The 14,148-nt window shown below is 33.0% G+C and carries 15 protein-coding genes and 1 tRNA gene; 10 read left to right on the forward strand and 6 right to left on the reverse strand.

The features are described 5' to 3' along the window. Positions 1–318 precede the first annotated feature (318 nt). Positions 319–1,257 carry a transcription initiation factor IIB gene (locus ACWVCY_RS05560; RefSeq protein WP_455140989.1) on the forward strand — a complete coding sequence of 313 codons (939 nt, stop codon included), beginning with the start codon at positions 319–321 and terminating at the stop codon, positions 1,255–1,257. Positions 1,258–1,266: 9 nt separating this feature from the next. Here the strand turns inward: ACWVCY_RS05560 and ACWVCY_RS05565 are convergent, their stop codons facing one another. Beyond that, positions 1,267–1,980 (reverse strand): ABC transporter ATP-binding protein, encoded by a 714-nt coding sequence (locus ACWVCY_RS05565; RefSeq protein WP_455140991.1) that lies wholly within the window; start codon positions 1,978–1,980, stop codon positions 1,267–1,269. A 206-nt stretch (positions 1,981–2,186) separates the two neighbouring features. Between ACWVCY_RS05565 and ACWVCY_RS05570 the strand changes: the two genes are divergently transcribed. The 6 genes from ACWVCY_RS05570 (at position 2,187) to ACWVCY_RS05595 (ending at position 7,654) form a co-directional block, all read left to right on the forward strand. After that, a complete protein-coding gene (locus ACWVCY_RS05570) occupies positions 2,187–2,645 on the forward strand; it encodes a hypothetical protein (RefSeq protein WP_455140993.1) in 459 nt (152 codons plus the stop codon). Between the two features lie 293 nt (positions 2,646–2,938). Then, entirely contained in the window at positions 2,939–4,531 is a 1,593-nt protein-coding gene (locus tag ACWVCY_RS05575; RefSeq protein WP_455140994.1) for a hypothetical protein, read from the forward strand. Between the two features lie 162 nt (positions 4,532–4,693). Further along, positions 4,694–5,401, forward strand: a complete 708-nt coding sequence (gene artI, locus ACWVCY_RS05580; protein ID WP_455140996.1) for a heimdallarchaeosortase — start codon at positions 4,694–4,696, stop codon at positions 5,399–5,401. A gap of 205 nt (positions 5,402–5,606) precedes the next feature. Beyond that, a complete protein-coding gene (locus ACWVCY_RS05585) occupies positions 5,607–5,786 on the forward strand; it encodes a preprotein translocase subunit Sec61beta (RefSeq protein ID WP_455140998.1) in 180 nt (59 codons plus the stop codon). 99 nt (positions 5,787–5,885) lie between these two features. Then, positions 5,886–6,767, forward strand: a complete 882-nt coding sequence (locus ACWVCY_RS05590) for a CBS domain-containing protein (protein ID WP_455140999.1) — start codon at positions 5,886–5,888, stop codon at positions 6,765–6,767. 53 nt (positions 6,768–6,820) lie between these two features. Continuing rightward, the gene (locus tag ACWVCY_RS05595) at positions 6,821–7,654 is read left to right on the forward strand and encodes a putative RNA uridine N3 methyltransferase (protein ID WP_455141000.1); all 834 of its coding nucleotides are present in this window, start codon (positions 6,821–6,823) and stop codon (positions 7,652–7,654) included. Between the two features lies 1 nt (position 7,655). Here the strand turns inward: ACWVCY_RS05595 and ACWVCY_RS05600 are convergent, their stop codons facing one another. Next, positions 7,656–7,817 (reverse strand): hypothetical protein, encoded by a 162-nt coding sequence (locus tag ACWVCY_RS05600; RefSeq protein ID WP_455141002.1) that lies wholly within the window; start codon positions 7,815–7,817, stop codon positions 7,656–7,658. Between the two features lie 310 nt (positions 7,818–8,127). On the opposite strand from ACWVCY_RS05600, the gene ACWVCY_RS05605 reads away from it, so the two are divergent. Then, positions 8,128–8,241, forward strand: a tRNA-Leu gene (locus ACWVCY_RS05605). A 62-nt stretch (positions 8,242–8,303) separates the two neighbouring features. Here ACWVCY_RS05605 and ACWVCY_RS05610 read toward each other — a convergent pair. The 4 genes from ACWVCY_RS05610 to ACWVCY_RS05625 are packed head-to-tail and all read right to left on the reverse strand — an operon-like array spanning position 8,304 to position 11,175. Then, entirely contained in the window at positions 8,304–9,047 is a 744-nt protein-coding gene (locus ACWVCY_RS05610; RefSeq protein ID WP_455141004.1) for a 50S ribosomal protein L2, read from the reverse strand. Between the two features lie 13 nt (positions 9,048–9,060). Further along, the gene (locus ACWVCY_RS05615; protein ID WP_455141006.1) at positions 9,061–9,336 is read right to left on the reverse strand and encodes a 50S ribosomal protein L23; all 276 of its coding nucleotides are present in this window, start codon (positions 9,334–9,336) and stop codon (positions 9,061–9,063) included. A gap of 29 nt (positions 9,337–9,365) precedes the next feature. Further along, positions 9,366–10,160 (reverse strand): 50S ribosomal protein L4, encoded by a 795-nt coding sequence (gene rpl4p, locus ACWVCY_RS05620; RefSeq protein ID WP_455141007.1) that lies wholly within the window; start codon positions 10,158–10,160, stop codon positions 9,366–9,368. A 16-nt stretch (positions 10,161–10,176) separates the two neighbouring features. Beyond that, the gene (locus ACWVCY_RS05625; protein ID WP_455141009.1) at positions 10,177–11,175 is read right to left on the reverse strand and encodes a 50S ribosomal protein L3; all 999 of its coding nucleotides are present in this window, start codon (positions 11,173–11,175) and stop codon (positions 10,177–10,179) included. A gap of 423 nt (positions 11,176–11,598) precedes the next feature. Here ACWVCY_RS05625 and endA point away from each other — a divergent pair, with 423 nt between their 5' ends. Further along, entirely contained in the window at positions 11,599–12,234 is a 636-nt protein-coding gene (endA, locus tag ACWVCY_RS05630) for a tRNA-intron lyase (protein ID WP_455141011.1), read from the forward strand. A gap of 2 nt (positions 12,235–12,236) precedes the next feature. Then, a complete protein-coding gene (locus tag ACWVCY_RS05635) occupies positions 12,237–14,129 on the forward strand; it encodes an ATPase, T2SS/T4P/T4SS family (protein WP_455141013.1) in 1,893 nt (630 codons plus the stop codon). The last annotated feature ends 19 nt before the right edge of the window (positions 14,130–14,148 follow it).

The raw sequence follows: 14,148 nt of genomic DNA on the forward strand, positions 1-14,148 counted from the left end.
ATTTTTATTTTAGAATATCGATTTTTTATTATTAAAAACCATAAAAGAAAATAGAAGACTCACAAACACTTCTTGTACAAATTACTTTTGTTTTATTGTGGTTGTAAAGATTTTTCAGAGTTTTAAAATCTCTAAAGTCTTATCAGACCGAAAATAAATATTTGGATCAGAATAGGTCGGAATTTTCTTTCCTTTGATGTTTATTCAACCTAATTCTGCACTAGCTTATCCTTTGATTTCTTGAATTTTTAATTCTCGGCCAGTAAGCTTTTATAAGCTTTATCATGTTTGAACCTCAAGTTTAATAGGGGGTCTCTTTTGTCTCCACAAGAAAAGAAATGTCCCGAATGCGGTAGTTTAGACATTATTACAGAGCATACTAAAGGAACATCTGTGTGTGCTTCTTGTGGACTTGTTTTAGATATTCAAATTGATTTAGGGCCCGAATGGAGAGCATATGACAGTAGTGAACAGCAGGAACGTTCTCGTACAGGTAGTCCAATAACTCCACTCAAAGCTGAAATGGGATTAAGAACTCAAATAGGAAATATACGTAGAGATATTTCAGGGCGTACTCTTCCTTATACTTCTCAAACTAAATATCGTAGATTATCCAGGATTGATAACCGAACAAGAAAATCAGAAATTCGTAATTTAAGGTTCGCTTTGAAAGAATTAAAACGAATAAAAAGCCAACTTGAATTACCAGAAGATGTAGCTGAAATGGGTGCCATGATTTATAGAAAAGCATTAAAGAAAAATTTAATTCGGGGTAGATCTATAGATGGAATGATTGCAGCGAGTTTATACCTTGCTTGTAGGAAGAAAAAATTACCTCAAACGCTTAAGGATATTGCATCTGTATCTAATATTGCCTCAAAAGAATTGGGAAGATGTATAAGAATAATTTTACAAAAACTAGACTTAAAGGTTAATCCAAGTGATTATGCTGCTCTGGTACACCGCTTAGGTATAAATTTAAGGGTGACAATGAAAGCAAGAAGACAAGCGGTAAAAATTTTAAATATAGCAAGAGCAAAAGGGGCAACGGTTGGAAAAAATCCAATGAGTCTTGCTGCTGCATCACTATATATATCCACAATTCAAACTGGAGAACGAAGAACACAACAAGAAATAGCAACTATTGCTAGGATTACCCCAGTTACTATTAGAAATAGATTTAAAGAATTAGTGAAAATTTTAGACGAAGAATCGAAAAGAACTGGTAATGATTCACTTCGGAGTTTATTAGTTTAAATTTAGTCATTATTTTATATTTTCAACTGAAGATACTAACCCATCTTTAATATGAAATATTCGATCAGAGTGTCTAGCAATATTTGGGTCATGTGTGACTAAAATCAATGTCTGCTTTTCTCTTCGGTTTACTTCCTTTAATAACTCAAGGACTGCGATTCCACTTTCAGTGTCTAAATCACCTGTTGGCTCATCTGCTAAAAGAATTGAAGGTTGATTTGCTAAAGCCCTAGCTATTGCCACTCTCTGTCTTTCTCCTCCACTTAGTTCATCTGGTTTATGATTCTTTCTTTCGAGAAGATTTACTTTTTCTAATAAATCTAGAGCTCTTTCAGTTCTTTTTACTTTTGGAACTCCTGCAATAAGCATTGGGAGCTCAATATTCTCTAATGCACTCAAAACTGGTAAAAGGTTGTAAAATTGAAAAACAAAACCAACTAAATTACGCCTGATTTGAGTTAATTCTTTTTCCTTAGCTCTTGATATTTCTTGACCTTCCAAAATGACTCGGCCTGATGTAGGGGTGTCTAGAGATCCTATAATGTTAAGTAATGTCGTTTTCCCGCACCCTGAAGGACCCATTATAGAGACAAATTCTCCTCTCTCAATTTCCATATTAATTCCCCTTAAGGCTTCAACTTTTACTTCTCCCAAAATGTAATGCTTTTTTAAATTGATACATTGAACCACAAAATCCTTCTCAGTTGATTCCATCTGGGTCATATCCTTTTCCTTATCTTTAATCAATTTTTATTTTATAATTAGCTTAATTTTGTACGATATATGAATAAAATCACTGTGACAACGTAATAGGTCAGGTTTTAGTATTTTTAGAATGAACTAAAATATCATTCTATCATGTTAGTTGAGAAAACATAATTCTCAAATTAATATATGACTTAATGTAGTAGAGAAATTATGGCTTTAATATGTCATACGATCTTTCTAAGCTTTTTGAAAATTCCTTAGTTTTACAAATCATCTCTCAATTAACAATTAAAGAATACTCCATGTCTGAAATTTCAAAAATCCTTGAATTAGATGATAAAAAGCTATTAATAGCTTTAATCAGCGAATTATATAGAGTAGGTATTATTAACTTAATTGATAAATCATTCAATGAAGAAGAATCTGAAAGTAAACCTATTCTTGATTTACCTCCTCTGGTTTATAATCCAAGTCAATTATTTAATCCTCTTTCAAATTCCTTAGGTCTCCCTATAGACAAATTTATTAGCTTATGGAACACCATAGGAACTAATAATGAAGAGAGAGCCCTGAATGCCTTTGATCAAATTTTTCTTACGATTCCTACTCCCTTGAAAAAGAATCTGAAGGGGAAAGGACTTAAAGAACTTAAACAATATTTTACAAATAATTATCTTTGAAAAATTACTAATATATTCAATATCTTCTAGATTTAACTACCTTAAAAGTTTCTAAGATAATAATTACTTAATTTAAGACTTCTAAATATAGTTTTATTTCCAATTTCAACATCAAAATAGAATATCCTTTAATAATATACTAAAGGAGACAAAATCAGACTATATAAATCGATAAATCATATGAAACCACCAAAAAGTTTTTCAAAGCGATTTAAAGGAGCTTAAAAACGGAATTTATTGAATATAAAATCTTCCTCGGATTCTATTCTGCATTCAAAAGGATTCGTTTCAATTTGTATCGTCAAAACATAGTTTTAAACGATTTTATCAATTTTTTGAAAGCTCGTGGACGTTTCAAGGATATAGAATTTATAGATAATTCAGTTCAAGCTATACCAAGAATTCCCGATTTTCCTAAATTAATCTTTTACGTGGAAGAATCGCGAACAAATCAACAATATGTTCTTGAAATTCATGGAAATGAATCAGCAGTAATGAACAGGGAGATCCAAGAATTTTTTAGCTTAAATCGGCTTGGATTAAAACAAATCAAAATTATTTATTCCATCTCAAATCAGAAATATCCACTGGCTATACAAATAGAAGGAATAAATAGTGCATTTAATGAATTAAATGATTCTATCCTTTCCCTTCTAGATAGGGAAAATCTTGAAGTTGAAAGAACACAGAAAATTTTAGTTTTTAGCCCAAATACTGAAAGTAATGCTGAAATACCTCTACGTCCTCAACAAACAAAATATCCCCAAAAACAAACACAGAATTTAACCTCCTCAAAACCTGTATTAAAAACCGACACCATTAAACCACAAGTGGAAACTGAAGCACACCATAATGAAATGATATCTGAGAAAAATTACAAAAAAGATTTTTTGGAAGTTGATGAAGAATTAAACGACGAAAGACTTGATCTATTCGAAGAAAAAAATGAAGAAACTGAAATTTCAGAGGAAGAGCTTTTTCGAAGTCCACCTTCGGGTTTAAAAAAGATGAGTGAAGCTAAAAGTGAAAATGACAGTGATTTATTTCATCCCATGCCACCTCAAAAGGACTACTCGGATGATGTTACCCCTTATTTAAAACAGACAACTACATTATTTAGAAAAGATAATTGGGAGGAAGATTTACCTACTGAATTTGAAATGGAGATTCTAGAAAGAACTTATATGCGAATTAAACATCGAACCAAACCAGAAATACTTGCTAAAGATATGGGGTTGAGCGTAGATGAAGCAGAAAGACATTTAAGGAATTTAATCTCAAAAGGATTATTAAGAACTCAAGTAGGTTGGTTTATTATTAAAAAATCACATCTTCCGTTTTTTAAAAATACTTTCGCTGAAAATGACCGAAAAAAGAAGAAGAAGAAATCAGCAAGAATATCTAGAGTAGGGGAGGGGCTTACACCAGAAGAAATAGCTACCATCAATGCTATCAAGTCAAGACCAAATCTAAAAGCGCAATCAAATCTTCTTACACGACCAACTGGATTAAAACAAAGTGTTCTTAAAGAAGTACTTCGAAATCTCGTTGATAAAGGGATTCTACGTGTTTCTTATGGATGGTATATACTTAAAGATAAGAATATCCTAGAACATAAACGAACTGAATCTTCAAGTCCTATAAATCAGCCTATGCTAGATTATAGGATCCCTAAAGGATTAAAATTAAATTCTGCTGAAGAAAAAATAATTTATGCTTTATTACAACGTCCTCAATATAAAGCTCAATCTAATTTATTAACAACGGATGTCAAATTGCCAAAAGATCAAATAAAACAGGTTTTACGCGATTTAGTTGATAAAGATATATGTAAAGTTACATATGGTTGGTACATGTTAAAAAATCCTGAACTTTTCCAAAAATAATACAATTTAACAGTTTTAAGGAAATTTTTCCAAAATTATTTCGAAGGATAAAAATTTTATACATACAGGTAGTCTATAGAACCTGAACATATTCCAAAATCCCAAATTTAATATCAATTGAGTTTAATAATATTCAAGAATATACCTGGTGAAATAGTTTTAATGACTGAAAATAAAGAGTTAAAGGATCCTATAGAAGAAATAAAAGATACTAAGAAAAGATATCATAATGACAGATTAATGCTTACTTCATTAGGTATTGCAATCATTTTAACATTCCTAATTTATGCAGTCCCTGACTGGGTTTTTATTGAAATTCCTACAAGAGATATTATTTTTTCATTATTAGATATTTTAGGTATTAAAACGACAATGATACCTAATTTGAATCCTGACTCGGTAATTCCACCACAATTAAGGGGTGGTCCATTTCCTTTCTTAGAAGCAACAATAAATACACCTGGTATACATATTCCTGACACAAATGGAGATTATTGGATTGTAAAAGCTTGTACAGGAATGCAAGCGGGTGGTTTACTTTTAGCAATCATTACAGTAACGGAAGCTCCATGGATTTCGAAGATCAAGGCAGGATCGATTTTTTTTATTGCTTTATTTGTGGGAAATGCCCTTAGAATCACTTTCCACTTATGGTGTGTCCATTTTCTTGTCACACAATTTGGTATGAATTCTGAAGAAGCATTCTATTGGGCACATGATGTTTCTTCGAAAGTAATTGGATTTTTTGGAGCGATATTTTTTGCTCTAATAATAGAAAAAATGGGTGTCCCTATAATAGATCAATTTGCTGATTGGTTAGATTACATCTGGTGGCGAAGTTCAACAATGTATTCTAAAATCATTCATTAGCTAATCTTTTTATTCTCTTCTCTAAGGAGTATATGTAAGGTTTGAAGAATATTTTTTCCAAGTACTTATTTTATCCAATATTTGAATATGAGTATCTTCGAATTATTATTCAACAAAATTTGATATCCTTTTATATAAAACTTCATATAGTGAAAATTAACTTGCTCAATATAAGGATATTTCAAAGCCTTCTGGTGTTATAAAAATGAGTGTTAGGAAAACACGGAGACGTGATGATTCACCGATGCCTGCAACAGGTGCAGGATTGATCCGCTTCTATTCAGAGTCTGATTCTCCTGGACTGAAAATGGGACCATATTGGACTATTGCAATAGCAATTGCATTTGTAGCATTAATTCTCATTTTAAACTTATTGAATGCGTAAGAGGTATTCAATTTAAAATATCTAAACCAGAGGAATCACTAAAATATCTAATTTACACTACCTTTTTATTTACTAATCAAAGAGAGATGGTGGAAACTAATGGTAGGAGATATTTCTGTTTCTAAAATAATGACCAAAAAAGAGAATGTCAAATTTTTGCAAATCCCTGGGAATAGAGAGAGTTTACTTGAACTTATTCACGAAACAGGTTTTAGTGCCTATCCAGTTCTAAAAAAGGATTCATATGAACTTGTAGGCATAGTTTCCAGATCTGATCTTTTTAAAAACCCAGATGAAACACAGCTATCTCTTCTTATGGTTAGAAATCCAATTACTATAAAACCCTCTGATATGGTTATTAAAGCAGCTCAGATTTTAACGAATAATATGTTTCAAAGAATGCCTGTAGTAGATGAAAATGAAGGGATATATTTAGAGGGTATTATTTCACGACATGATATAGTTAAAAAAGTTGTTGTGCCCGCGAAGATTCAGGTAGGAATTGAGAACTATTTGAACAAATACGTAACAACGATTTGGGAAGGAACACCACTTCCTGCTGCAGCAACCGCAATTCGTATTTCACATCAAAAAGCTGTTCCAGTAATAAATGAAGATAGAATGATTGGGATTATTACTCAAAAAGATTTTCTGAAAGTTGCTGAAATTTTAGATTCTCAAAGTAAAAGTCGTACAGGACATGGTGCCGAGAATGATAGCTCTTCATGGGATAGTGAATCTGTTCTAATAATTGGATCAAAAACACTTACTCTTCCTTCAAACATGAAAGTACAAGAGATCATGGAACGAAATGTTGAGGTCTGTTATTCAGATAGTACAATCGAGGATGTATCAAAGAAAATGGTTAAGAAAAACTTTGATCAATTACCTGTAGTAGGAGCAGACGGTGATATTATAGGTATAATCAACTATAAAAATATAATTCGTGCCTATATCGATTATTACGAAGGAAAAATTTAATTATTTTATCAGAAATAATTGTATCCTTCCACTAATTATAGGAAAATGGTCTAATGACTTTTACAATAGCAATACCTGATTCAGCAGTATCAGATTGCTCTGATATCAGGGCAAAAACTGAAAAAATCTTTCAATTTGCCAGAATTTCAGCAATATATCAAGTCCCTGATATTATGATATATCATGATCCCTTTCTAAAACCAGAGGAAGCACATAGAGAAAGTAGACGCATAAGAAGAATATTAGAGTATATTGAATGTCCTCAGTATCTTAGAAAACGACTATTTCCAATCTCACGGGACACCTCTGCCGTTGGAGTATTATCCCCGTTAGCAACGCCTCATCATGTACTTTCAAAGGAAATAAAACCTAATGAAATACGTGAAGCTGTTATTTTTCTTTTACAGGGGCGGACAGTAGGTGATGTGGGCAGTTTACATCTTCTAGAGGTTATAAATCCTCCGAAATTTTCACTCCAAGAGAAAGTATTACGTGTAACAGTAAAAATTATTCTAAAAGACGATAAATTAAAACTTCGTTTACTCCCAAATAGGCCTTCTGATATTTATTGGGGCTATAAAGTACACGTTTCTAAGGTGGCGTTAAGTAAAGCATTACTCAACTTCAAGGGAATTAAAATTGCTACATCGAAAACTTGTGAACCTATAACTTCATTAAATCCTAATGATTTACAAAACAAGGATATACTCATTACATTCGGAAGTCCTTACAAAGGAATACCAGAAATGCTTAAAGCAGAGGGGAAAAAAATACGTGATGTTTTTGATCATTGCATTAATAGTTTAACCCATTCTGGTACCCGATCTCTTCGATTAGAGGAAGCTATGATGATAACACTAAGTAAACTTGATTTAATTATTAAATAAATCAATTTTCTTTCTTTTTTAGTAAATAATATCGAAGTAATATTGAAAGTATTCCAATACCTAATAAAAGAACAATTAGAAATGGAAATTCAGGAATAGATGTGGTTGGAGGTAATTCACTCCCAAATAAGTTAAAATCGTCTATTATTAAATTAAGAACCATTAATATCCCTATTTCATTAACCCTTTAACAGTATTTAGCCTTTTTTTTCATTAGAAATATTGATTTTTATGTTATTTTATTAATATTTAGTTATAATTAGTAAATATTTCATTCTGAATTATAAGATAATTTTTATTCATCTCAAAAAGCCTTTAATGGAGAAAATAACAAAGATTCTTCTGAGATTTCGAATTTAATGCAGCAAAAATAAAAAACTTTAATAGAAGCCTACGATTTAATAAATCCTAAAAAAAGTAATAATTATAGAGTATCAAGTAAGAAAAAATAACATTTAAACCTCTAATTAATTGCGGGGGTACCCCAGCCAGGTCAACGGGGACAGACTCAAGATTTTCTTAAATTAAATAGAAATCGAGACATCTGTTAGCGTAGGCTTTCAAGGGTTCGAATCCCTTCCCCCGCATAATTAATTAGAAGAAAAATAATAATAAAATTTCAGAAAAATTCATCTGATCTTGATCAAGATTAACGTCTGATTCTTCCTCGGCGTAACCCTGTTCTCCGTGCTGCAATTAAACCAATTTTTCTTCCAGGAGGAGCATTTCTAGACACAGTTGTAGGACGACCAGGTCTTTGATGCGAACCTCCTCCATGTGGATGGGTGACAATATTCATTGCAACACCTCGTACCACAGGAAATGCCTTATGCCCTTTAGCTCGCATAAAAGCACGTTTAACTCCTGCTTTAAGAAAAGGACGATCAGGTCGGCCACCTGCAGAAATGATTCCGATCATTGCACGAGAATTAGGATGAACCGCACGATCATATTTTGATGGTAAAAGAATCCTTGTTCCATCTAGTGAATGAGTTTTTATCTGTCCATGAGTTCCAGAGGAGCGACATAAACTGCCACCATCACCAGGGCGCATTTCAATATTACATATCCAGATACCTTCTGGAATTTTATGAATTGGTAGAATATTACCAACTTCAAGATTCGCATTAATCCCTTGTTCACATTTTTGTCCCACATGAACTCCTTCGGGTGCAGGAAGAAGTGCTTCGTCTCCGTTGTCATATTGAACGAGCATTAAGGGCGATCCACGACCCATCTCGTGAATAAAATCAATAATTGTAAATCCAATCTTGTCTTCCTTTTCTTCGTCAGCAATAGGTAAATATCGTGCTTTACCTTTACGTCGATGTGATAAAGAACGAAAAACAGAGGTACCGCGACCTCTTCTTTGAACTAAGATTCGTTTTCCCAATAAAAACACCTACCTAGATGATCCCTACTTCAGTTGCCAGATCTAAGGCACTATGATCGGGAGATAGTTTTATGAATGCTTTCTTTTCTCCCTTAGGAGAAATTAATGTTGTTACTTTGATGACTTTGACTTTGTATAATATTTCAAATGCATTTTTTATTTCATGCTTTGTGGCTTTTCTATCAACAACGAAGACTAAAGCGTTCTCATTGACATCATCCATTTTGTTAAAAGCTGATTCTGTAATAAGGGGATATTTTATTACATCTTGAGGTTGTCTAAATTTCATCCTTCATCAACTCATTCCTTGGTAAAATTTTAATTAGATTCTTTTTGTTTTAAATAATCAATGGCGGATTTAGTCCATAATGTTAAACGGCCAGCATGAGTACCTGGTGCAAGATGTTCTGCGTTCAATTGATCAACTGTTACTAGATCTATACCTGGTATATTGTTTGTTGCTGATTTTATTCCATTATCAATTCTTACAACGACAAGAACTGATTTACCAGTCTTATATTTCCGTCCTCGGTTTTTTCCTTTTCCAGCACGAATATGAGAAGTTCTTCGTTTTGCTTTTGCCAAATCATAAGATAAGCCTAAGTTTTTCATAACATCAATTATCTTTGAGGTCTTTTTGATTGATTCCAATTCATCTACGATTATCAGAGGAAGTGATTGAACTTCTTCAATAATATGTCCTCGTGATTCAACTAAAGTAGGATTAGCTGTTGCTGCAATGGCAGATTTTATCGCTAATTGACGTTCTTTTCTGTTAACTTTTTCTAAAAGTTTTATCCGTGATTCAGGTGGATGAGTTCGCCTTCCACCTACTGCGAAAGGAATAAAAGCAGCTCTACTCGCTGAATGGGTTCTCGAACCCTTTACTCTAGGTACACGAGCAGCCCCACGTCCTACTCCCCAGCTTTCAGCTGATGTTCTTTTTCCAGCGTTGGGGTCGACACCATAAGGAACTTGACGATTCTTCCTACAGGCTAGAACTGCTCTTTTTATGATATCAGGACGAAAAGGGACTTGGAATATTGATCCAGTATCAATTGTCTCAATTTCCTCTCCTTCTAGATTAAATACTGGTATTCTTGAAAGATTCATAATAATCGCCAATGAATTAATTTTTAGCTAATGTGCTGATATAAGTGATTTGCAAATCTTCAAACTCGACATGTTTCGGTCTTAGGGGATTTCTAAATCTAATTAATCTCTTAGTAGACCCAGGAACACTGCCACGAACCATACAATATTTATTGACTTTTCCATATCTCTTAAATCCATTAATAGGTGTAACTTCTTCTCCATCTTCACCAATTTTGAGTATTTGTTTGTTAAATTCAGTTCTGCTAAAATAACCAAGTTGGCCAGCACGAGGAACTGTCCACATGACTCTTGCGGGATGCCATGGGCCAATGCAGCCAACCACTCTTCTTCCCTTCCTTTTCTTCCGAGGCATAATCTTTACTCCATGTCTTTTAACAGGACCAGCAAAACCTTTACCTTTTGTTGTTGCATTAACATCAATGAAATCTCCAGATGAGTAAACTTCATCTAGAGTAACTTCTTTCCCTAATATACTTGTAGCGTATTCAAAAGCTTTCTCAGGTTTTCCACCAACCTTAATTTCAATAATATCTGGGCTTTTTTGTGGCAAACCCGCTTCCCTTGGTTTTGTATGGGCTAAGACACGAACTTCTGTAACATCATCCATCTTAGCTTTTACTAAAGCTATCTGTTGTTTTATATTTGATTTTTCCTTAGGAATCTTTATACGTCGACTCAAGTCCTTTTCAGGTTTTTCAGTCCAAATTTCAGCATTTACAGCTAAACTATTTAATAAGCTTTCAATTTTATAAGTTCGAATACTGAAAACAGTCATAGGTGGAGTTTCTATAATAGTTACTGGGATAAATTGCTCCTGTTTGTAAAAAGGTGAACGTGTGTCGGTATTAATCATTGCGATGTGGGTCATACCAGCTTTATAGCCTGCAAAACCAAGTAGCTTTGGTTCTAGAGATTCTGGCCATGTTCTTATTCTAGCAGTATGTCTTTTTGCCTTATTTCTTCGATACCCTAGTGACCCACGATGTGGGGTATTCTTTTTTCGATGACCCACGCTTATACTCTCCTATTCCTTTAGAGCTTCATATATTGATTATTAATTATTGGTTAGACCATTTAGTCTATTGTACTCGATTGTACACGTCTGATTAATGCGTTTTCAATAAATGATTTAAATCCTCCGTACTCCGTCGAACTCGACTCGTTCCAAGTTATATTCGATTTCGTTTATTCTTATTAAAAGGAAGTCAGTTCAAGGGAGGTTTTTAACTAGTACCTTCAGTTGTATCTTTTTACTATGAAATCAGCTCTCAATAAAGAAGTTTTTATTGTAACTTTCTTGCTAAAAAGAATGCTTAATTTAAATATAGAAGTATATTCAGCTTAAAAATGAGAGAAAGTTCATTACTTAAAATAGGAAATGAGTTTTTCAAATGTATTAGCTGAAAATTATTAGAAGTTATTGGAAATGATGAGTATGTCTTCAGACGAGAATGAAGATCATGTGGATTCAGGTATACCAATCTTAGATTTTAGATTAAAAGATGGTGTTTTTATAACTACTAATCCTAATGTAAAAGAAATTTATGAAAATGGATATTTTGGTCGTTGGATAAATGAAACAACATTAAGCCTTGCAGCTGAAGAACTTCTTTTACTCTTAGACAGGAAGAAGATTTTAATTCAAGACCCTGAAACAAAAGAGAATCTTAGCTCAGCAGATATTGTAAATTATTTTGCTAGCGATACAAATGATCTTTGGAGTAGATATTTAGTTTATAAGGATCTTCGAAACCGAGGTTATGTTGTCAGTATGGGAACTCAAGTAACAGCACCTTTCCGTATTTATTCGCGGGGAGGAAAACCAGGAGAGTCAGTTAGTAAATTTGTAGTATTTCCATTGCCAGAGGGAGAAGATATTGACTTGGACTTCCTAGATCAGATTGTAAAACAAGCAAATTTAGATAGGAAAAAATTATTATTATCTGTCATTGATCGATTGGGTGATGTAACATATTACCAAGTCTCACAATTAAATTTAGAACGTAATGAGTTAGAATATGAATATCATCAAGATTTCGATGCTCAAAATGAAAAAAATGGAGAATCATGATTATGGAGAATCGTTATTCAGTCATTGATGAAGAAAAAATCTATGTTCCCGATACATCAGTTATTATTAATGGTTGTTTAGTTACTCTATTAAAGGATTCAATCGAAAAATATTCTAAGCTAATTATCCATGCTGCCATGATTTCTGAATTAGAACATCAAGCAAATTCAGGTAATGAAATGGGTTACCGTGGCTTAACACAACTTCAAGAAATCCAAAAGATAGCAAAATCAAGGGAAATTTCGATAACATATGAAGGTAGAAGACCTAATATCTCTGAAATTAAACGGGCGGGTAGTGGGGAGATTGATGCAATCATTAGAGACCATGCTTGGAATATTGCTGGAACATTGATAACCTCTGATAGAGTACAGTATTTAGGGGCTCAAGCTATTGGGATGGATTCAATATTTGTATTACCAGAACGTTCTAAGAAAGAAAAAAAATTGCTATTAGAAGATTTTTTTGATAAAGAAACTATGAGTATTCATGTTAAGCAAGGTGCTCCAGTATATGTCAAGAAAGGAAGACCAGGAAAAGTTAGTTACCAAGAATTTTCAAATAAAAAACTATCAAGAGAAGAAGTAATACAATTAAGTGATGAGATAATAACAAAAGCAAAGCAATTTGAGGATACATTCATTGAAATTGATCGAAGTGGATCAACAATAGTACAATATGCAAATATACGTATTGTAATTTGTAGACCACCATTTTCGGATGGTTGGGAGATTACTGCTGTAAGGCCATTAGTAAAATTAGATCTTGAGGATTATATTACAACCCCCAATCTATACAATCGACTCAAAGAAAAAGCAGAAGGCATCCTTATCGCAGGAAGTCCTGGAACAGGAAAAACCACATTCGCTAGAGCTCTAGCATTATTTTATGAGAAACAATCTAAAGTGATTAAAACCATCGAATCACCGAGAGATCTTGATTTAAAGGCTGAAATCACTCAATACTCGAAAAATTTTGGTACAAGGTCAGAGATTCACGATATTTTACTTCTCTCTCGACCAGACTATACTGTTTTTGACGAAATCAGAGATACAGAAGATTTCAAGCTTTACACTGATCTTCGTTTATCAGGAATAGGCCTTATTGGTGTCATCCATTCCAGTACAGCAATTGATGCTGTACAAAGATTTATTGGAAGACTAGAACTAGGAGTAATTCCCAGTGTACTTGATACGATTATTTACATGGAAGATGGAAGAATATCCCAAATTTTAGATGTCAAAATGACTGTTAAAGTTCCTACAGGTTTAGTGGAGAACGATCTTGCACGACCAGTTGTTGAAGTCCGAAACTTTGATACATATGAAGTAGTTTATGAAATGTATACATTTGGAGAACAGACAGTTGTTATTCCTATTAAAGACATAAAAGAATCTGATATTTCAGTTGATGCAAGGACATTAAGACATCTAACCGAAGCTATTGAGCAATATTCAAATGAACCAATAATGTTAATACCAAAAGATCGACAAGGACGACGATTTGAAATTCAATGTGCTCGAAGAGATATACCTCTAATCCTAGGAAAAGGTGGGGAGAATATCAAAAGATTAGAAAATCTATTTAAAGTGAAACTTGATGTAAATAAATCAGGGGACTTCTCATCATCAGATTTCACTGGAAAAACACCTTTAAATACAAGCATGGTTTCATTTAGAAAACGTTCTGTTATTATATCTTTCCCAAAACATTTGAAAGATGCAAATATTGAATTTTTATATCAGAATTCTGACTCACAAGAACTAGAATTTCTATTTACAGGAACAGTGTCTAGGTCTGGAAATATAAAACTTTCAACTAAAAGCGAAGCAGGAAAAATAATAAGTGAAAGTCTCTCAGATAAAGAGCAAATAATCTTCTGGAAAATAATCTAACTACCAAAAAAAAAGAATA

This window comes from Candidatus Hodarchaeum mangrovi (genome assembly GCF_975850365.1).